This window comes from Pontibacterium granulatum (assembly GCF_029961155.1).
In the GTDB taxonomy this organism is placed as follows: Bacteria; Pseudomonadota; Gammaproteobacteria; order Pseudomonadales; family Balneatricaceae; genus Pontibacterium; species Pontibacterium granulatum.
Genome location: NZ_JASBRH010000004.1, coordinates 166,144 through 184,417 on the forward strand (window position 1 = coordinate 166,144; position 18,274 = coordinate 184,417).

Annotated in this window: 16 protein-coding genes; 5 read left to right on the plus strand and 11 right to left on the minus strand. The window is 50.3% G+C overall.

Features of this window, described 5'->3' with window-relative positions:
* Nucleotides 1–92: 92 nt before the first annotated feature.
* On the plus strand, nt 93–2,159 hold the full coding sequence (locus tag QKW35_RS05540) for an EAL domain-containing protein (protein WP_282351335.1): 2,067 nt from the start codon (nt 93–95) through the stop codon (nt 2,157–2,159).
* 107 nt (nt 2,160–2,266) lie between these two features.
* Here QKW35_RS05540 and serB read toward each other — a convergent pair whose 3' ends face one another.
* On the minus strand, nt 2,267–3,481 hold the full coding sequence (gene serB, locus QKW35_RS05545; RefSeq protein ID WP_282351336.1) for a phosphoserine phosphatase SerB: 1,215 nt from the start codon (nt 3,479–3,481) through the stop codon (nt 2,267–2,269).
* A 129-nt stretch (nt 3,482–3,610) separates the two neighbouring features.
* Here serB and QKW35_RS05550 point away from each other — a divergent pair, with 129 nt between their 5' ends.
* Complete coding sequence (locus QKW35_RS05550; protein WP_282351339.1) at nt 3,611–4,969, plus strand: phosphatase PAP2 family protein; 1,359 nt, start codon at nt 3,611–3,613, stop codon at nt 4,967–4,969.
* On the opposite strand, the gene rnr is transcribed toward QKW35_RS05550, so the two are convergent.
* From rnr to QKW35_RS05585, 7 genes are all read right to left on the minus strand, one after another.
* A complete protein-coding gene (gene rnr, locus QKW35_RS05555) occupies nt 4,966–7,617 on the minus strand; it encodes a ribonuclease R (protein ID WP_282351341.1) in 2,652 nt (883 codons plus the stop codon). The two genes, QKW35_RS05550 and rnr, sit on opposite strands and share 4 nt — an antisense overlap.
* A gap of 155 nt (nt 7,618–7,772) precedes the next feature.
* Nucleotides 7,773–8,687, minus strand: coding sequence for a protein translocase subunit SecF (gene secF / locus QKW35_RS05560; protein ID WP_282351343.1), 915 nt, complete (start codon nt 8,685–8,687; stop codon nt 7,773–7,775).
* Nucleotides 8,688–8,700: 13 nt separating this feature from the next.
* A complete protein-coding gene (gene secD / locus QKW35_RS05565; RefSeq protein ID WP_282351344.1) occupies nt 8,701–10,554 on the minus strand; it encodes a protein translocase subunit SecD in 1,854 nt (617 codons plus the stop codon).
* Nucleotides 10,555–10,621: 67 nt separating this feature from the next.
* Nucleotides 10,622–10,951: a preprotein translocase subunit YajC gene (gene yajC / locus QKW35_RS05570; RefSeq protein ID WP_282351345.1), complete on the minus strand. Its 330-nt coding sequence runs from the start codon at nt 10,949–10,951 to the stop codon at nt 10,622–10,624.
* Nucleotides 10,952–10,990: 39 nt separating this feature from the next.
* On the minus strand, nt 10,991–12,112 hold the full coding sequence (tgt, locus tag QKW35_RS05575) for a tRNA guanosine(34) transglycosylase Tgt (RefSeq protein WP_425607989.1): 1,122 nt from the start codon (nt 12,110–12,112) through the stop codon (nt 10,991–10,993).
* A gap of 14 nt (nt 12,113–12,126) precedes the next feature.
* The gene (queA, locus tag QKW35_RS05580; protein WP_282351347.1) at nt 12,127–13,173 is read right to left on the minus strand and encodes a tRNA preQ1(34) S-adenosylmethionine ribosyltransferase-isomerase QueA; all 1,047 of its coding nucleotides are present in this window, start codon (nt 13,171–13,173) and stop codon (nt 12,127–12,129) included.
* Between the two features lie 795 nt (nt 13,174–13,968).
* Complete coding sequence (locus QKW35_RS05585; protein ID WP_282351349.1) at nt 13,969–14,301, minus strand: hypothetical protein; 333 nt, start codon at nt 14,299–14,301, stop codon at nt 13,969–13,971.
* Nucleotides 14,302–14,374: 73 nt separating this feature from the next.
* Here QKW35_RS05585 and QKW35_RS05590 point away from each other — a divergent pair, with 73 nt between their 5' ends.
* Together QKW35_RS05590 and QKW35_RS05595 are read left to right on the plus strand one after the other, a co-directional pair.
* Nucleotides 14,375–14,791 carry a hypothetical protein gene (locus QKW35_RS05590; protein ID WP_282351350.1) on the plus strand — a complete coding sequence of 139 codons (417 nt, stop codon included), beginning with the start codon at nt 14,375–14,377 and terminating at the stop codon, nt 14,789–14,791.
* An 80-nt stretch (nt 14,792–14,871) separates the two neighbouring features.
* Nucleotides 14,872–15,210, plus strand: coding sequence for a hypothetical protein (locus QKW35_RS05595; RefSeq protein ID WP_282351351.1), 339 nt, complete (start codon nt 14,872–14,874; stop codon nt 15,208–15,210).
* A gap of 45 nt (nt 15,211–15,255) precedes the next feature.
* On the opposite strand, the gene QKW35_RS05600 is transcribed toward QKW35_RS05595, so the two are convergent.
* Nucleotides 15,256–15,744, minus strand: a complete 489-nt coding sequence (locus tag QKW35_RS05600; RefSeq protein WP_282351352.1) for a replication/maintenance protein RepL — start codon at nt 15,742–15,744, stop codon at nt 15,256–15,258.
* Between the two features lie 341 nt (nt 15,745–16,085).
* Between QKW35_RS05600 and QKW35_RS05605 the strand changes: the two genes are divergently transcribed.
* Nucleotides 16,086–16,982, plus strand: a complete 897-nt coding sequence (locus QKW35_RS05605; protein WP_282351354.1) for a hypothetical protein — start codon at nt 16,086–16,088, stop codon at nt 16,980–16,982.
* A 16-nt stretch (nt 16,983–16,998) separates the two neighbouring features.
* Here QKW35_RS05605 and QKW35_RS05610 read toward each other — a convergent pair whose 3' ends face one another.
* Both QKW35_RS05610 and QKW35_RS05615 read right to left on the minus strand, forming a co-directional pair.
* On the minus strand, nt 16,999–17,700 hold the full coding sequence (locus QKW35_RS05610; RefSeq protein WP_282351355.1) for a hypothetical protein: 702 nt from the start codon (nt 17,698–17,700) through the stop codon (nt 16,999–17,001).
* A gap of 14 nt (nt 17,701–17,714) precedes the next feature.
* Nucleotides 17,715–18,260 carry a hypothetical protein gene (locus QKW35_RS05615; protein WP_282351356.1) on the minus strand — a complete coding sequence of 182 codons (546 nt, stop codon included), beginning with the start codon at nt 18,258–18,260 and terminating at the stop codon, nt 17,715–17,717.
* Nucleotides 18,261–18,274: the final 14 nt, after the last annotated feature.

Below are 18,274 nucleotides of genomic sequence, written 5' to 3' on the forward strand. Positions count from 1 at the left end.
CTAAAGCGCCTGGGGCTCAGCGCATGACTCAATCACCTTCATTTGCAACCAAAGCGGTCTTAGACCAGCTCTCGACACGGCGACGTCAGAGATTGAGAAAGAACGTACAGCTAATGTTTCTGGGCATGTCCGCTGAAGAGACAGACCCAATCATTCGCCTGTTGCGTGCCTCTCGCCTGGCGCCACGAGGCCATTTGGTTTCTAACGAACAGGAGTTTCTGAGCGCCCTGAGTGAACGTTCTTGGGATGCGATTCTGTTTACAACCGATCAGTCCGGTTTCAGCGGCAAGAATGCAATGCATCACCTACGCCGCCTCGACAAAGACATCCCCCTTATCCAGCTGGTACCAAATTCCGACAGCCAGTACTTGCTACAGGGCCTGAAAAACAATATCCAGGCCGTTGTACCACTGGAAGAGAAAGAACTCCTGATTCTGGCCATCCGCCGCGAACTTGAAAACCTCGAGACCCGCCGTAAGTTGCGTCAGACAGAATCAGCGCTTTCCGATGCAGAGGAACAGTATGAGTCCCTGCTGGAAAGCTCCACGCACGCCATTGCCTGTTGTGACGGTGACACGGTCCTGTTTGCCAACCAGAGCCTGGCCTCCCTACTTGGCTTCGAATCCCCTACCTCTCTGATCGGCACCTCCCTGAGCCTCTGCTTCAGCCAGAACCACAAAGAGGAGCTTCAGGAACAGCTACAGCGCATGCAGACCGAGAATCTGCGTAGCGTCAGCCTGCAGCTGACAGCGCTACGGGCAGACGAAACCGAATTTAATACCAACCTCGCCCTCCGACCGGCACGCTACAACAACAGCGCCTGCATCCAAGTCAGCCTGAGCGCTGAACGCAAGGAAGAGGAAGAGGTACTGCAGGACAAACTGGACTTGGTATCCGGCCTCTACAACCTTGCACATTTCAACAGCGAACTGGATGAAACCCTGCAGCGGGCGCTGGAAGGTGGCGCTGACTGCAATATGCTGTATATCAGCTTGGATAACTACCTGGAGATCCGTTCTGATATCGGTATCGAGGGTTGCGACCAGATTGTGCGTGACATCTCCACGCTGCTCAAGAAACACGTGAACAAAGCGCATCTGCTGGCACGTCCGGAGGAAGACAGCTTTGCGGTGGTGTACCACGACCCTAATCCGGACAAAGCCTACAATCTGGCGAAAAAGCTGTGTAAAGCGATCTCCGGTAATATTTCCGAGTCCGGCAGCACCACTATCCAGACCACCTGCTCTATCGGTGTTGCCACCATCAGTGACAACACCCCAACCCGCAAGGTTATACTGGAGCGTGCCCGCTCTGCGGCCGACGGCATTCGTGCAGAGAACCAACGCGGCAACGGCGTAAAGCTCTACGAGCCTTCAGAGAGCAACACCGACGATGCCACTACCGATAAGGTCTTCATACTGGAAGACGCGATTCAGCATAACAACCTGAAACTATTGTTCCAGCCGATTGTTGCCCTGAACAGCCAGGACATCACCGACCACCATTACGAGACGTTCCTGCGCCTGCTGGGTGAAGACGCTGAAGAGATCTCGCCAAATGATTTCCTCGAAACACTGGACCAGGCTGATATCAGCATCAAAGTGGATCGCTGGGTAATCAAGGAAACCATGCTGAACCTGCAACGTGAGTTCCGCCGCAAGAAGCGTAACCGGGTTTTTATCAACCTCTCCAGCCGCACCCTAAGGGACCGCAAGACACTGCTATGGTTGGCTGAACTGCTGCGCAAGGCAGGATTGCCAGCAAACTATCTGGTATTCCAGATCAGTGAAAACGACGCATCGTCTTACCTGAAGCACGCCAAGTTGTTTGCTGACAGTCTGCGCAAGCTACACTGCCAGATTTGCATCAAGCACTTCGGCAGCTCCATTAACTCCGAACTGGTTCTGCAGCAGATCAACCCGGACTATGTAAAACTGGATGGCAGCTATATCCAGGAACTGAACGAAGCCGGTGCCGACAACAAGGACGTACTGAAATTGTTGCATATGCTGAAGGCTCAGCAGAAAGTAACGATCGCTCCGTTGGTCGAAGGCACACGCGTCATGGGTACGCTTTGGAAGGCAGGTGTAGACTTCGTTCAAGGTAATTACCTACAGTCGCCAAAAGATGCGATGGATTACGACTTCTTCGATAGCTAATATCCGCAAACACACAAAAAAACCCTTTTGACCGCCCTTGGCATGCAAGGAAATCAAAAGGGTTTTCTCACCACCGCCGTTCAGCGGCTGCGTCTTTACCTGTGTACTTATTTCAGCGCATCGCGATCACGGAAACCGATCAGGTACAGGATACCGTCCAGCCCCAGAGTAGAAATCGCCTGCTTCGCGCTTTGTCGTACCAGTGGTTTCGCACGGAACGCGATACCCAAGCCCGCAATAGAGAGCATCGGCAAATCGTTAGCCCCATCACCGACAGCGATAGTCTGCTCCAGACGCACACCTTCCTTCTCAGCGATCTCGCGCAGCAACTCCGCTTTACGCTCACCGTTTACAATGGTGCCTTTCACTTCACCCGTCACTTTGCCGTCAACAATGTCCAGTTCATTGGCGTGCACGTAATCAAAGCCCAGCTTCTCCTGCAGGTGGTGGCCAAAGTAGGTGAAACCACCGGACAGAATCGCAGTTTTGAAACCCAACGCTTTCAGGTTGGACACCAGCTCTTCCACACCTTCAGTCATCGGCAGGCGCTCTGCGATATCCTGCAGTACAGAGGCATCCAGGCCTCTCAACAGACCCACACGCCGACGGAAGCTCTCGTTAAAGTCGATCTCACCACGCATCGCAGCTTCGGTAATTTCGATCACCTGATCGCCGACACCGGCTTCCTTCGCCAGCTCGTCGATCACTTCGGCTTCGATCAGGGTGGAGTCCATATCAAACACCACCAGGCGACGGTTACGACGATAGATATTGTCTTCCTGGAAGGCGATATCCACATCCAGATCGCTGGCAGCTTTCAGGAACTCGGCACGCAGCGCTGCGTCATCATGCGGCGCGCCACGGACAGAGAACTCAACACAAGCTTTGGTCTGTTCAGCGGCATCGTTCAGTGAAATACGGCCGGAGAGACGGCTGATGTTATCGATATTCAGACCGTGCTCAGCAGCGATACACGTTACACGCCCGATGTGTTCTGCAGTAATCTTACGCGCCAGCAAGGTGATGATATGGCGGGACTTACCCTGGCCATCAACCCAACCCTCGTATTCATCCGCGTCCACCGGCTGGAAACGGATGTTCATGTTCAGCTCGTGCGCCTTAAACAGCAGGTCACGCAGCATCGGTGAGCTTTCAGCTTCTTTGGGTACTTCGATCAGAATCCCCAAGGACAGCGTGTTGTGGATAACAGCCTGGCCGATATCGAGGATATTGATCTGGTTTTCCGCCAGAATAGTGGTGATTGCGGACGTAACACCCGGTTTGTCATCACCGGAAATCGTGAGCAGGATTATCTCGTTCATCAAAAGTGGTTCCGTAGCCGGTCGGTTTGGGCGCAAATTATAACAGAGGTAATCTAATTCCTATCTATGATTACTGTAATACGCGATGGTAACTCTTCTTTATTGCTTTACTGCTGAGGGATGATCGCCTTGGACGACCTGATCACCTGGATCAACAGCAACAGCAGCCTCGGCATTCTGTTGGCAATCGGTGCGCTCTCTATGCTGGAGTCGCTCGCCTTTGTCGGTATTCTCGTACCCGGCATCGCGCTTCTAGCGACGTTAAGCTGGTTTGCCGGCCAACAGGCACTGCCTCTCCCCTTCATGCTTCTGAGCGGATTTATCGGCGCCGTAATCGGCGATTGGCTCAGCTACCTCCTGGGCCGCTACGCCAGCCACTGGATCTCTACCTTGGCGATTATCAAGCGTCACCCCAACTGGCTGACGGAAGGCCAGACATTTTTTTCCCGCTACGGCGGCCGTAGCATCTTTCTGGGGCGTTTTATTGGCCCTATCCGTGCCGTGACACCCTTTGTGGCCGGGAGCTGTGCAATGCCACCACGGCGCTTCCTGGCCTTTAACCTGCTCTCTGCCGCATGCTGGGCACCGGTCTCCCTGCTACCCGCTTATTGGCTCGGGCAGCAAGCGGAAGAGCTGCAGATGTCATGGAACATCTGGTTACAGCTGGTCGCGCTACTGATGTTTGTAGCGGTCTTGTTTCAGGCGGCCCACCATCAGCTGGAACCCGGCAACTGGCTATACCGCTATCTGCACCCTCTCGCTGAACACCCTCACAGGCAGTTGCGAACCCAATTGTTTGCCACCTGCATGCTCACCGTCTTGCTCGCCTGTATCGGTGTGCGCAGCTTTTCAGCACTACCCGCCTGGGAGCAGGACACCTTTCAAAGGATGCAAAACCTGCCTGAACACTTTTTCCCTGCTATCACACTGAGTACCCTGCCGGGTGACGGCCTTTTCCTGGCGCTGGGCAGTTTATCAACAGTCCTGCTGCTTTGGCTTTGTCGTCAGCGCTCAACCGCGCTCGGCTTTGTGTCCACCGTCGCGGCGACGATGGCAATCAATACGCTACTGAAGCTGTTATTTGACTGGCCACGGCCAGCTCTGGGACAACACCTGTACGAAAGCGCCAGCTTTCCAAGTGGACATGCGGCTGGGGCAGCGGCACTTCTGGCAGGCTGGGCAGTCTTGATGGCACATCGATATGAGGCCCGGACAAAACGCCGGATCTACCTGGGGGCGTTTGCACTGATCGCACCGGTGGCGCTCTCAAGAGTGTTGCTGGGGGTTCACTGGCCGCTGGATGTGATAGCAGGCAGTGCGGTAGGGTTGTTCTTTGCCACGCTACTGCGCTGGCAGATGGATCGGGAAGTAGTGGACTCCCCCATACCAACAGCATTCCGCTATTGGCTGGGGGCTGAGATCGTGGTGCTGTTCCTGGGCTACGCCTGGTGGCGCCTTCCTGCAGCGATCATCTTTTATACCAGTTAGCGCTCAGGCTTCTTTGCCGCTCTTTTTGGCGCTTTCTTGGTGCCCTTTTTAGTTGCGGCTGTTGCCGCTACCGTCTTCTTCACGGATGCCTTCTTACCCGCCTTGCCCTTGCGCTTCAGGGACTTCTTGCTCTTGCCTTTGGATTTCGGTGCCAGCTCTGCCAACTCCCGTTCAGCCGGAGAGAGCTGTTCCAAGCGCACTTTTTCCTTAGCCTCCCCCTCTTTCTTGCGGCGTGGATTGTGTGGCTCTTTTGCTTTGGCTTGGCTTGAGACCGGACGCTTGCGCGGCTTGCGGCTGCTCTCCCACTCATGTTTGCTGCCGTAATCGGCCTTACGACCGACTTCGGATGGCGCACTGATCTTGCCTTCTGCCAGCAACTGGCGCTTTTTCACCTTTTCACGGGTTTCGATGGCTTTCACCAGTTCAAAGTCGATCTTGCGCTCGTCCAGATCCACACGCACCACCTGCACACGCAGGCGATCACCCAAACGGAAGTTCTTGCGGGTACGCTCGCCCACCAGACGTTGCTTGGCTGCATCAAAGTTGTAGTAGTCCCCTGGCAGTGCGGTGACATGGATCAGGCCTTCAACGAACACGTCTTCCAGTTCAACAAACACACCGAAGCCGGTCACGGCGGAGATCACACCATCAAACTCTTCGCCCACCTGGTCCTGCATGTATTCACACTTCAGCCATGCCACCACGTCACGGGTTGCGTCATCCGCCCGACGCTCGGTCATGGAACAGTGCTCACCCAGCTGCAGCATCTGCTCCAGAGTGTAGCCATACTGGAAGTCTAGGTTAGGACTGAACTCTTCCGGACGCCCGATGGAGCGATCCTCTTTAGCCGAGTGAATCATGGCGCGGATTGCACGGTGCACCATCAGATCCGGGTAGCGGCGAATCGGGGAGGTGAAGTGTGTATAAGCAGGGTATGCCAGACCAAAGTGGCCTTTGTTGTCCGGGCTATAAACCGCCTGCCGCATGGAGCGCAGCATCATGGTCTGGATCAGGTGCCGGTCCGGACGCCCCTCAATCTGCTCTGCCAACAGCTGGTAGTCGGCCGGCGTGGGTTCTTCACCCCCGCCCAGATTCAGCCCCAGCTCGCCCAGATAGGCGCGCAGGCTACTTAGTTTCTGCTCCTTCGGCCCTTCATGGATACGGTACAGGGAAGGCACCTTCAGCTTGGCCAGGAAGCGCGCGGTCGCGACGTTGGCGCACAGCATGCATTCCTCGATCAGCTTGTGGGCATCGTTGCGGTACACCGGCACGATCTTCTCGATCTTGCGCTCGTCACCAAACAGGATACGGGTTTCGGTAGTTTCGAAATCGATCGCACCACGTTCCTCGCGGGCCGCACGCAGGCTGTGATAGAGGCCGTGCAGGGTTTCCAGATGCGGCACCAGATCGGCGTACTGACCACGCAGGGACTTGCCGTCTTTGCTCTCCGGTTCCATCAGCATCTTCCCCACCTTGGTGTAGGTTAGACGTGCGTGAGATTGGATCACCGCCTCGTAGAACTTGTATCCTGACAAGTTACCCGCGGCACTGATGGTCATCTCACACACCATCGCCAAGCGGTCGACGTGTGGATTCAGGGAACAGAGGCCGTTAGAGAGTAGCTCCGGCAGCATCGGTACTACGAACTCAGGGAAGTAGACCGAGTTACCGCGGTTGTGGCCTTCCAGATCCAGCGCACTGCCGGGACGTACATACCAGGACACATCCGCAATCGCCACCCACAGACGCCAGCCGCCTGAATTTTTCTTCTCCGCAAATACGGCATCGTCAAAGTCTTTGGCATCCTCACCGTCGATGGTTACCAGCGGAAGATGGCGCAGATCAACACGGTTGGCCTTGGCACTCTCCTCCACCTCGGCTGTCAGATCGCCGATCTCCTGACGCACCTGGTCCGGCCATTCGTTGGGTACATCGTGGTTGGCGATCGCAACCTTGATCTCCATACCCGGCGCCATATGGTCGCCTAACACCTCAACTACATGGGCCTGTGGCATCTGGCGTTTACCCGGCTGGCGGAACACCTCGACGATCACCAACTGCTGGTCGTTGTACTCCAGACGGTTTTCCGGGTTCGGCACGATCAATACTTTCTGGGTGACACGCTGGTTTTCCGGGATCAACTCACCAAAACCATTTTCACCGGTGAAACGCCCCACCAACTTGCGGGTGCAGTGTTCCAGTACCTCAACAATCTTACCTTCGCGGCGACCTTTGTGATCGACACCGACTTCCTGCACCAGCACACGGTCGCCATCAAATACCTGACGCATCTCGCGGGGCGTCAGAAACAGGTCATCACCACCCTCGTCGGGCTGCACAAAACCAAAACCGTCACGGTGACCGATCACTCGGCCCTGAATCAGCGACATACGCTTAATCAGACAGAACTCGTTCTTACGGTTGCTCATCAACTGGCCGTCACGGCACATCGCCTTGAGACGGTGCATCAGCGGGTCTGCCACGGCCGGATCATAGATCTCCAGCTCGCGACACAGGTGACGATGGCTGATCGGTGCGTTCCAGTTATCCAAGAACTCCATGATGAAAGCGCGGCTCGGAATCGCGTTACCGTATTTCTCCGCCTCTGCGGCAGCCTGAGGGTCTTTTTCGATCCAGTTATTACCCATACGGATGGTTTTGCCTATTCAATTCGAAATCTATTTTTATGAGTCTAACGCATGTCGTGCTTTCTATCTTCATTTCAGGCACTTAGCAGGTGTTTTATCGGCCATAAAACAAAAAAAGCCAGCATTTAGCTGGCTTTTTGTTGGCTCGGAGGGAATTAAGGACGGTCGTCGACCTCCTCTTCCTTCTCCGGCGGCATCAGGTCTTCCTTGGTCAGGTTCATCATGATCAGTACGTTCGCCGCCACGTAGATGGAGGAGTAGGTACCGATCAACACACCGACCAGCAGAGCAACAGCGAAGCCATGGATCATCTCACCGCCAAACACCGCCAGCGCAACCAATACCAGCAAGGTGGTCAAGGAGGTCACCAAGGTACGGCCCAGCGTTTGACTGAGGGAGATGTTCATAATCTCGATTGTTGATCCCTTACGTACCTTGCGGAAGTTCTCGCGGATACGGTCGGACACAACGATGGTATCGTTGAGGGAGTAACCGATTACCGCCAGCACCGCTGCGAGCACCGTCAGGTCGAAATCCAGCTGGAATACAGAGAAGAAGCCCAGCACGATCAGTACGTCGTGCGCCAAGGCCGATACCGCACCCACAGAGAACTTGAACTGGAAGCGAAACGCCACGTACACCATGATCATGAACAGTGCCAGCAACATACCCAGACCACCCTGTTCGCGCAGCTCCTCACCCACCTGGGCACCCACGAACTCGTTACGGCGCAGGGTCAGCTCCTGAGTTTCACCTTCCTGCAGCGCAGCAACCACCTTGTCACCCAGTTTCGGGTCGTGGTCCTGGCCCAGACGGATCAGGATGTCGGTCGGCGAACCAAAGGTCTGTACCACTGCATCGTCGTAACCCGCTGCTTCCAGCTGGCCACGCACTCGGTTCAGGTCAGCGGGCTGTTCGTAACCCACTTCCACCAGGCTACCGCCGGTGAAGTCCAGACCCATTTTAAGGCCGTTAACCGCCAGGGAACCGATCGAGATCAGCAGTAGGACTGCCGAGAACACTGTCGCAACTTTGCGCAGGCCCATGAAGTTCAAAATCTTTTCAGTCATCTCTTTTGCTCCCTCAGATCGACAGCTTCTTAAGCTGGCGACCACCGTAGGCCAGGTTAACCAGTGCACGGGTGACCATGATCGCAGTGAACATGGAGGTCAGGATACCCACGGACAGAGTGATGGCGAAGCCTTTCACCGGACCGGTACCCATAGCGAACAGGATCACTGCCGCCAGCAGGGTGGTGATGTTGGCATCAAAGATGGTGGTGAATGCGCGCTCGAAACCGGCGTGGATCGCAGACTGCGGCGGCAAGCCGTTCTTCAACTCCTCCTTGATACGGGAGAAGATCAAAACGTTGGCGTCCACGGCCATACCTACGGTCAGTACGATACCGGCGATCCCCGGCAGGGTCAGGGTTGCCGACAACATCGACATCACCGCCACCAGCAACACCAGGTTCAGGGTCAGCGCCACATTCGCCAGCAGACCAAACACGCGGTAGTACACCAGCATGAAGATCAATACCAGCGCAAAACCAATCTGTACAGAGGTCAAACCCAGCTCGATGTTTTCCGCCCCCAGGCTCGGCCCCACGGTGCGCTCTTCCACGAAGTAGATCGGCGCGGCCAGAGCACCGGCACGTAGCAGTAGTGCCAGCTCGGAGGATTCACCTGCACCGTCCAGGCCGGTGATACGGAACTGGTTACCCAGTACGGACTGGATGGTCGCCAGGGAGATAATCTTCTTCTCCTGGTAGCGAACCTTCTCAGTCACGGTCTCGCCGTTCACCTGCTTGGTAACCGTACGCTCTTTGTCCTCTACGAACAGGACCGCCATACGACGCTTAACCGCGTTGCGGGTGGTACGGTTCATCAGCTCGCCACCCTGGCTATCCAGGTTGATGTTAACCTGCGGCATGCCGTTTTCATCGAAGCTCGCCTGTGCGTTGGCTACGTTATCACCCTTGATGATAATCGCCTTTTCCAGCACGGCTGTGCGGCCCGGCTCACTGCGGAATTCATAGGTTTCGGTGGTCGCACGGGAAGCGGTCGTCTTCGCTTCCAGGCGAAACTCCAGCGTTGCGGTCTTACCGATAATCTTCTTCGCCGCTGCAGTGTCCTGAATACCCGGTAGCTGAACCACGATACGGTTACGACCCTGACGCTGTACCAGCGGTTCGGCCACACCCAGTTCGTTCACACGGTTACGCAGGGTCGTCAGGTTCTGTTTCAGCGCGTAGTCTTCGATCTCGCGAATCTTGGCTTCAGACAGGTTCACCACCACGTAGTACGCACCGTCGCGGTCATCGTTGGTGATTAGGAAATCCGGGTACTCCTTGCGCAGGAAACTCAGCGCCTCATCGCGGGTATCCATTTTCGGAAACTTCACCGCCAACGCGCCGTTCTCCAGAGTATCCACGGTACGGTAACGCAGCTTCTCGTCCCGCAGCTTACGCTTGATCTCGGAGTTGTAGTTGTCCAGCTTCTGCGCCACCGCCGTTGGCAGGTCAACTTCCAGCAGGAAGTGCACACCGCCACGCAGGTCCAGACCCAGCTTCATTGGACCGGCGCCGATGGAGGTCAGCCATTCCGGCGTGGTCTGCGCCAGGTTAAGCGCTGCAACGTAGTTATCGCCAACAACACTGGCAACAATGTCTTTCGCCTTCAGCTGCGCTTCACCATCCGGGAAACGGACCAGACCGTTACGTTCGTTCAGCTCGGAGGATTTGATCTCAACACCCGCTTTTTCCAGGGCATTGGTTACACGGCTCATCAGGTTCTGATCGACCGTGTAGATATCTCGGGTGCCGGTCACCTGTATGGCGTGGTCATCCGGATAGAGGTTTGGTGCAGCGTATAACGCACCCAGTGCCAGTACGAATACGACCAGCAGGTTTTTCCAGAGGGGGTATCGGTTGAGCATAGTGCCCTGTCCCTATCAGATACAAAAACGCCACTTTGTAAGTGGCGTTTCCTTATTAAGCGTTACATCAGATGCTTTTCAGGGTGCCTTTTGGAAGTGCCGCAGACACGTGATTTTTCTGGAAAGTCAGCTCAGTACCTTCGCTTACCTCCAGAACAACGTAGTCGTCGTTCAGCTTAACCACTTTGCCCAGAATACCACCCGCAGTCAGCACTTCGTCACCTTTCGCCAGGCCGCCCACCAGTTCGCGGTGCTCTTTTGCACGTTTTGCCTGTGGGCGCCACATGAAGAAGTAGAAGATCAGACCGAAGCCGACCAGGAACAGAATGTTAAACAGACCGGAATCGGGTGCTACAGCAGCGCCTTCTGCGTATGCAGGAGAGATCAGGAAGCTCATTCAGCTTACTCCACAACGTATAATAAATGTTCTTTTGACTTATATGGTGTCAAGCGGCGGCGTTTCAAGGCCTCGCAGACGGTAAAATTCGTCAACAAAGTCGCTCAATTTACCCTGTTCAATAGCCTCGCGCAATCCAGCCATCAGCACCTGATAGTAGTGCAGGTTATGGATAGTGTTCAGCTGAGAACCCAGGATCTCCTTGCACTTGTCCAGATGGTGCAGGTAGGAGCGACTGAAGTTCTGACAGGTATAACACTCACATGTTTCATCCAATGGACGGGTATCGGTCTTATTAGACGAATTACGGATCTTTACGATACCGGTCGTGGTAAACAGGAAGCCGTTACGGGCGTTACGGGTTGGCATTACGCAGTCGAACATATCCACACCGCGGCGCACCGCTTCAACGATATCTTCCGGCTTGCCCACTCCCATCAGGTAACGGGGTTTGTCTTCCGGCATTTTGTACGCCAGATGATCCAGTACCTTCACCATCTCCTCTTTGGGCTCACCCACCGACAGGCCGCCGATGGCGTAGCCATCAAAGCCGATCTCGGTCAGGCCCTCAAGGGATTCGTCGCGCAGGTGTTCGTACATCCCCCCCTGCACGATACCAAACAGCGCCGACGGACTATCGCCGTGGGCGTTCTTGGAGCGTTCCGCCCAACGCAGAGACAGTCGCATAGACTGCGCCGCTTCGTTTTCAGTGGCCGGGTACGGGGTGCACTCGTCAAAGATCATGACGATGTCGGAACCCAGATCGCGCTGCACCTCCATCGATTTTTCCGGGCTCAGCACCACCTTGTCACCATTAACCGGAGACTGGAAGGTCACCCCCTCTTCGGTGATCTTACGCATATTGCCGAGACTGAAGACCTGGAAACCACCGGAATCGGTCAGAATCGGTCCTTTCCACTGCATAAAGTCGTGCAGATCACCGTGTTGTTTGATGATCTCGGTACCCGGACGCAACATCAGGTGAAAGGTGTTGCCCAGACAGATCTGGGCACCGGTCGCTTCCACATCACGTGGCAGCATACCTTTGACGGTACCGTAGGTACCCACCGGCATAAACGCCGGCGTTTCCACATCGCCGCGTGGAAATGAGAGGCGGCCGCGACGGGCTTTACCGTCTTCGCCCAGCTTCTCAAACTTCATGAAACATTCTCGGCTCACTTTGCCTCCAAAGACCCGCTCTTGCGGGTAATAAACATCGCATCACCGTAACTGAAGAAACGGTAACGCTCCTCTACCGCCACCTTGTATGCCTGCATCACATGCTCGTACCCCGCAAAGGCACTCACCAGCATCAACAGCGTGGACTCCGGTAGATGGAAATTGGTAATTAGCACGTCTACCACACGGTAGTCGTAACCGGGATAGATAAAGATATCGGTGTCGCCCATATACGGCTTAATTTCACCGCTTTGGGATGCAGTCTCCAGGCAACGCACACTGGTGGTACCCACCGCAATTACCCGACCGCCACGCGCTTTGGTCGCCTTCACCTGCTCGCACACTGCTGCGCTGACCTCGATATATTCAGCGTGCATTTTGTGCTCGTCGATGCTGTCGACTTTCACCGGCTGGAAGGTACCCGCACCCACGTGCAGCGTCACAAAGGCTTTCTCAACGCCTTTTTCTTCCAGCTTGGCCAGCAGCGCTTCATCGAAGTGCAATCCGGCGGTAGGGGCGGCTACAGCACCAGGCTTGGCGTTATATACCGTCTGGTAACGTTCACGGTCAGACAACTGGTCTTCGCGCTTCATATACGGCGGCAGCGGCATATGGCCGTGCTGCTCCAGCGCATCAATCACATGGCCGTCCAGCTGAAACTCCAGCTCGAACAGCTTATCGTGACGCGCCACCATCAGCGCTTCGATGCCGCCTTCCAGACTCAGCCTGGCACCCGGCTTTGGTGAACGACTGGAACGGATATGCGCCAACGCACGTTTATCATCCAGCAAACGCTCGATCAGCACCTCAACCTTGCCGCCACTCTCTTTCTGGCCAAACAGACGTGCAGGAATCACACGGGTGTCGTTAAACACCACCAGATCACCTGGCTGCACCCTATCCAGCACATCGGCAAAGTGGCGGTGATTCAGCTCACCGCTGTTACCGTCCAGACACAACAAACGGCTCTGGGTGCGTTCTTCCAGCGGAAAACTCGCAATCAGCTCTTCAGGAAGCTCGAAATGAAAATCTTTTACCTGCATGCAGCGTACTTACACTCGCAATTTGAAGACCGCGCATTCTAACGGAATTGCGAATTTTTTGCAGAAAAATGACCACTAAGTGATTGACGCATCGTGAAACCTACCTATAATACGCCCTCACTGTGCCAGCGTGGTGAAATTGGTAGACACAGGGGATTCAAAATTCTTTGAATATAGAGCTTAATGTGATATAAGGCTCTGATATTAAAGAGTTTTAACTCTTTATACAGCCCCAGACCCAAGTTGTATGAGGTTGTATGATTGTGCCAGCGTGGTGGAATTGGTAGACACAGGGGATTAGCGTAAGCCAGTGTCTTTAATAAACAGAGTCCCCCTTGCGAGTAATTGCAAGTGAGAAAAACTGGGTGAACTGCTGGGAAAGCTAAGGATTTTTAATCTATGCCAATCAGCATCCAAGCTCTCAGAGAGAGAAGGTTCAGAGACTACCTGAGCATGGCGACATGCTTAATAACAGGAAGTAGCTTAGTTTAGTAGCTGAGTGAAACAGCGCCCAGCCCTCATTTATTTGAGGTGATAATATAGTCCGACTACCGTGAAAACGTGTAGATTTTTGAGCGTCAAAATCCCCCGCCCTAACAGGTGTGCCGGTTCGAGTCCGGCCGCTGGTACCATCACCCCTAATTCCCTAAAAAGCCCATGAAATGGGCTTTTTTTGTCTTTTTTTCTTCAAAAACACATATCACTTTTTGTATCTTTCTATACAACCAGGCATATAGAAAAAATACAAAGCTTTGTATATTAAAAATATCAAATCTTATATATGACTCTTCAATATCAAAGAGCATAAGTTACAACATACAAAGATATACACAAAACCGTGGCAACCAAATCATGTCCAGCCACTACACTAAAGTGCTTATCCCAATTCCCAGCTGTTACAACAGCTCCATTAAGAATACTCGCAGCAATAAAAGCAACAATAGGCACATACCAATCAAAATTTATAAAACCCCACACGATTACCGCGAATGCAGATACCATAGCCATTCCCTTGAACGCGAGAGAACCAAAACCGGGGTGAAAATACCCTCCCCTAGCAGCAATAGTGTGAACTCGTGCAGAAATCAATCCAAACGTCAGCGCCAGAAAAAAAAGAACATACAACATATCCCAAAACTCCTTTTTGCACGATAGTATTTAATATCAATCCCTAGGCTAAACAAACACAAGGATAGACTCAATGAAAACAGTACGGACACTGACACTAGCTTCAATAACGTTGTTGAGCATCAGCGCATGGAGCAAAGAAGCACCTACAACCCAACAAGAACAATGCTCCCTTGAAGCCTCTCCATATTACGATTCAGGTATAACCTCAAAAATGAGGCAAGGAACAAGCATTGAAATCAAATGCCTTTACTCCGCGATAGAGGAAGGGCTCACCCAAGCCATTCCCCTAAAAGAAGACAGAACCGAAGCTTTTTCATCATTAAAGAAAGCTGTCGAAGAAATCGGAAATAGCAACTTCATACTAGAAACCAGAAACAAAAATTGCCATTTACACTGCGGAACTTCAACCCTATACACCCACAGAGTAATACAAATAAAATTACTGAGAGATTACCTAGATAATATTAATTACATAAATAATAATTGACAAAAATATTATAATATGATTGAAATTAATTTAATTATAAAATATAATATTATCTCCATTAGTCATAAAGGAGATAATATATGGAAAACAAACTTATAGAATTTAATGAAGCACTTGAGACATTTGAAAAAATAGTAGAAGTGGAAAAAGAAATAAAATTAAATAATAATCTAAAACCTGCTAGAGACTTTGTTCAAAAAAGCGCAGTTGAAAAAATAGAAATCGAAGAAAAAAGCACAATTATTCAATTTCTATCATTTATAAAGATTGAAACAGCTTATGATTTCAAAAGACTAGAAAAAGATAAAGACCTAGAAAAGTTCATTTTAGAAGAACCCAATTGGATCGAAAACAAAAATGATTATAACAAATTTATGGAATCTATCATTTCTCGACTTTTACGAGTCCAATCACTATAAAAACCACCCCCTATAGCCCAAAAAGCTAGAGGGGGATATTTACTTTTAAATAAAATCATCATCTTCAGCGACAAAATCAACACCCCCAACCTTTTCCGATACACTTTCTTTTATATTTCTGACTGTAGCCTTACCCCATTTCTCTCGCTTTTTTTCAATTACCGACCAACTACCGCGAGCAAAATAAAAAGGATTAACAATAAATACGCCTCGATCAAACGACCTGATTAAATCTTTCTTTTTGAGCTTCTGAAGCTGATTATCTATAACACCTAGCGACACACCCAACTCAGCAGATATCTGCCTCTTATCAACAACACTAAGAGATACAGTGCCGTCATAGTCCATTCGTGATAGGAGCTGATACAACAAACCTGTAGCCGAAACTCCTGCTAGACCGGACAAATCCGTAACGTAGAATTTAACAAATTTATCCTCTCGGCTTTTCTTATAAACAACCTTTTTCTCTTCCCTTATTAACTGCCCTTCTTCATCAACCTGTATAACTACTTCTTTTTCAATAATTTCTTTCATATATTCTCCTTTTATTAATGAACACCCTAAAATAAGAACACATGAAACAAAAAAATCAATACCATCTAATCAAAAAAATAAAATAAATTAATCCAAATAGTTAACAGCTCTAACCCCACCAATTAGAAAAAAACATAAAAAATCAGATAAAACCTACCACCTATAACGTCAAAACTTCTCTTCTGAATGATGAAAAAATCTATAAGATTTTTTGGGTTATAGGGGCCTGCCCCTATCGCACGCAACGTACCACGTTGCTTTAGTGCGCTAAAACAACGCTCGAAGCATTGACAGTTTTTAAATACATGATTAAATAAAAATAATAAACAATTTTTTTAAAGATGAACAAAATCGCATGCAAAGGGAAATATTACAAATTATCAAACGCAGAAATACTGTTAAACCATATAAACCGCGTATTCAAAAAAAATCGCAACGCTTATCCCTACCTAACCAATGACAATTTTGGGAGTAAAAATTTAATTGGATTATTCCACCAAGTAAAAGCCAAAGCAGAAGAACAGAAAAAATCCAAAACCCCTAACAACTCTAGCTTTAAAAAAAGTTCTAACTTACTGTTCGACAATGTTCTAATTTTTAGCCGCGCAAGAACAGACTTTATAATAAAGAAACTAGGTAAGAAAAAATTTGAAAGGCTTATATCTGACAGAATCCGCAGATTCGGGAAAGAAGTTCAAAGAACATTCGGCCTAACATACTTTGGATTTAACTTTCATATGGACGAAGGTCATGGGCATACACCCGAAACAGACCCAACACAAATCCATGACCAAAGCCAGATAAGAAATAACTACCATGCGCACTGTGAGTTCTTCAATTATGACTTTTCCACTGGAAAACAACCTCTCAGAACTCTAGATAAAAATTCTGGCTTTACCTCCTCGCTGCAAGATATTGCATACAAACATTTCAAAGACCTTGGCTACACTCGCGGAGTTAAAAAAGCATCCAAAAGGAAAGACAAGTCAACAATTGTTGACTATCTAGAGAGAAAAGAAAAATCACTGAAACGTTCTATAGAACAGCTGAGTAACACTGAAGATAAGCTTCAGCACGGCCTTTCAGAGCCCAACAAACCGCTAGCACCATACCCCTCTTCTATTGAGGCCGATTATTCGCCTATAGAGTATGACCTAAGCGTTCTGGGTATTGAATCATTAAGAGAATCCCGCCCAAAACCTTCTCCTATGAGAAAGAGAAGAAGGCGCAGAAAGTAAATCAATTTCTAATTTACTAATGTTTTGTCAACGGGGCCAAATTTGACTCAGAAGATAACTCCTCAACCACCAACTCGTCATATTCTTTATTGTTGCGCTCCAGAAGTTGTTTATGAGTCGTTCCTTTCTTATCGTATTCTAGTGAGAGAATAAATTGCGCCTTGCCCTTTAACTCTTCAGGCATTTCAAAAATTTCCTGAATAGTCATTTCCTTTCGGGCAAAAATCTTTGGATCTAAATGTTTCGCTAAACGTTCGTCTGGGCCGGGCATGTTCTCAAACAGCGTCATTTCTAACTTCAGGTCGCCCAACTTGAACGAGCAAGTCTGCCATAAATAAGAGGTGCACTTTGCAGCATGTTCAGGTTTGTTATATGTAGCTTGATATAAAGCACCAACCTGATTGAAAAATTCTCGCCCCTCTTTGTGAGTAGGAAACCATGAGAAATGAGTCACACGATAAAGCTCATGAGTTTTGGGCGTCACCGCCAATGAAATATACTCAAAAGGATTACCAAATCTAGGCTCAATAATTTCAACATGAGCTTCCTTAAAGAAAGGGAAGAAAATCAATTCGTTCTTAGATTTTACCGGAATTTTTGATCCCAGCTCGTAACCAAGCAGATAACCATTTTCAGGTGTTTCCTCTACAGGCTGCGTCACCACATAGAAGCCAACTACAAAAGTAATTATTACTACTACCGCTATGGCCTTTTTCACTAGAAAATCCCTATCTAAGAATCTGTTACAGACTTTTCAATTTGAATCAGCGATACATTACAGAAAGCATCAAAGTTCATTCCCCACAACTCGTCTTTCTCAGTATCTTGAAGAACAATCCCTATATTTTTTCCAAACATTCTTGCCGTATTATGGTTAGCAATAATAAAGAAAACTTTAAGCGGCTTATCAAATGGAAAGTCTTCAATCTTGTTCGACGGGTTACTACTGAATCCTTCCAAAGAAAGTTCCATTATATTTAGGCGTTTATAATCACTCTTAACCAATGAGTAGACCTGTTCAAATATCCAAAACACCCAAAGAAGAGGGTTCAGACCTAATCGAGCTTCCATCTTCTGAAACTGAAGGGCTTTTGAGAACTGAAGAATATCTCCAGTTTCAATAAATGAAGAGAGAACTGCCGCACTTTGGGCAGTTGCGTCTTTGTGTGACTTAAATAGTATTTCTAAGCTCGCTGGGTCTGTATCTATACACGCATAAGACCCCGATTTATCCAAATGAGAAGAGTTCCAACCCAAATGCTCCAATAACGTTTTCATACAAATCCCTTTAA

What these genes read in the sequence shown, in the direction of transcription:
- serB (WP_282351336.1), bottom strand. Translation starts at nt 3,481, where the DNA reads ATGAACGAGATAATCCTGCTCACGATTTCCGGTGATGACAAACCGGGT.
- rnr (WP_282351341.1), bottom strand. Translation starts at nt 7,617, where the DNA reads ATGGGTAATAACTGGATCGAAAAAGACCCTCAGGCTGCCGCAGAGGCG.
- secF (WP_282351343.1), bottom strand. Translation starts at nt 8,687, where the DNA reads ATGACTGAAAAGATTTTGAACTTCATGGGCCTGCGCAAAGTTGCGACA.
- secD (WP_282351344.1), bottom strand. Translation starts at nt 10,554, where the DNA reads ATGCTCAACCGATACCCCCTCTGGAAAAACCTGCTGGTCGTATTCGTA.
- yajC (WP_282351345.1), bottom strand. Translation starts at nt 10,951, where the DNA reads ATGAGCTTCCTGATCTCTCCTGCATACGCAGAAGGCGCTGCTGTAGCA.
- tgt (WP_425607989.1), bottom strand. Translation starts at nt 12,112, where the DNA reads ATGAAGTTTGAGAAGCTGGGCGAAGACGGTAAAGCCCGTCGCGGCCGC.
- queA (WP_282351347.1), bottom strand. Translation starts at nt 13,173, where the DNA reads ATGCAGGTAAAAGATTTTCATTTCGAGCTTCCTGAAGAGCTGATTGCG.
- QKW35_RS05585 (WP_282351349.1), bottom strand. Translation starts at nt 14,301, where the DNA reads ATGTTGTATGTTCTTTTTTTTCTGGCGCTGACGTTTGGATTGATTTCT.
- QKW35_RS05590 (WP_282351350.1), top strand. Translation starts at nt 14,375, where the DNA reads ATGAAAACAGTACGGACACTGACACTAGCTTCAATAACGTTGTTGAGC.
- QKW35_RS05595 (WP_282351351.1), top strand. Translation starts at nt 14,872, where the DNA reads ATGGAAAACAAACTTATAGAATTTAATGAAGCACTTGAGACATTTGAA.
- QKW35_RS05600 (WP_282351352.1), bottom strand. Translation starts at nt 15,744, where the DNA reads ATGAAAGAAATTATTGAAAAAGAAGTAGTTATACAGGTTGATGAAGAA.
- QKW35_RS05605 (WP_282351354.1), top strand. Translation starts at nt 16,086, where the DNA reads ATGAACAAAATCGCATGCAAAGGGAAATATTACAAATTATCAAACGCA.
- QKW35_RS05615 (WP_282351356.1), bottom strand. Translation starts at nt 18,260, where the DNA reads ATGAAAACGTTATTGGAGCATTTGGGTTGGAACTCTTCTCATTTGGAT.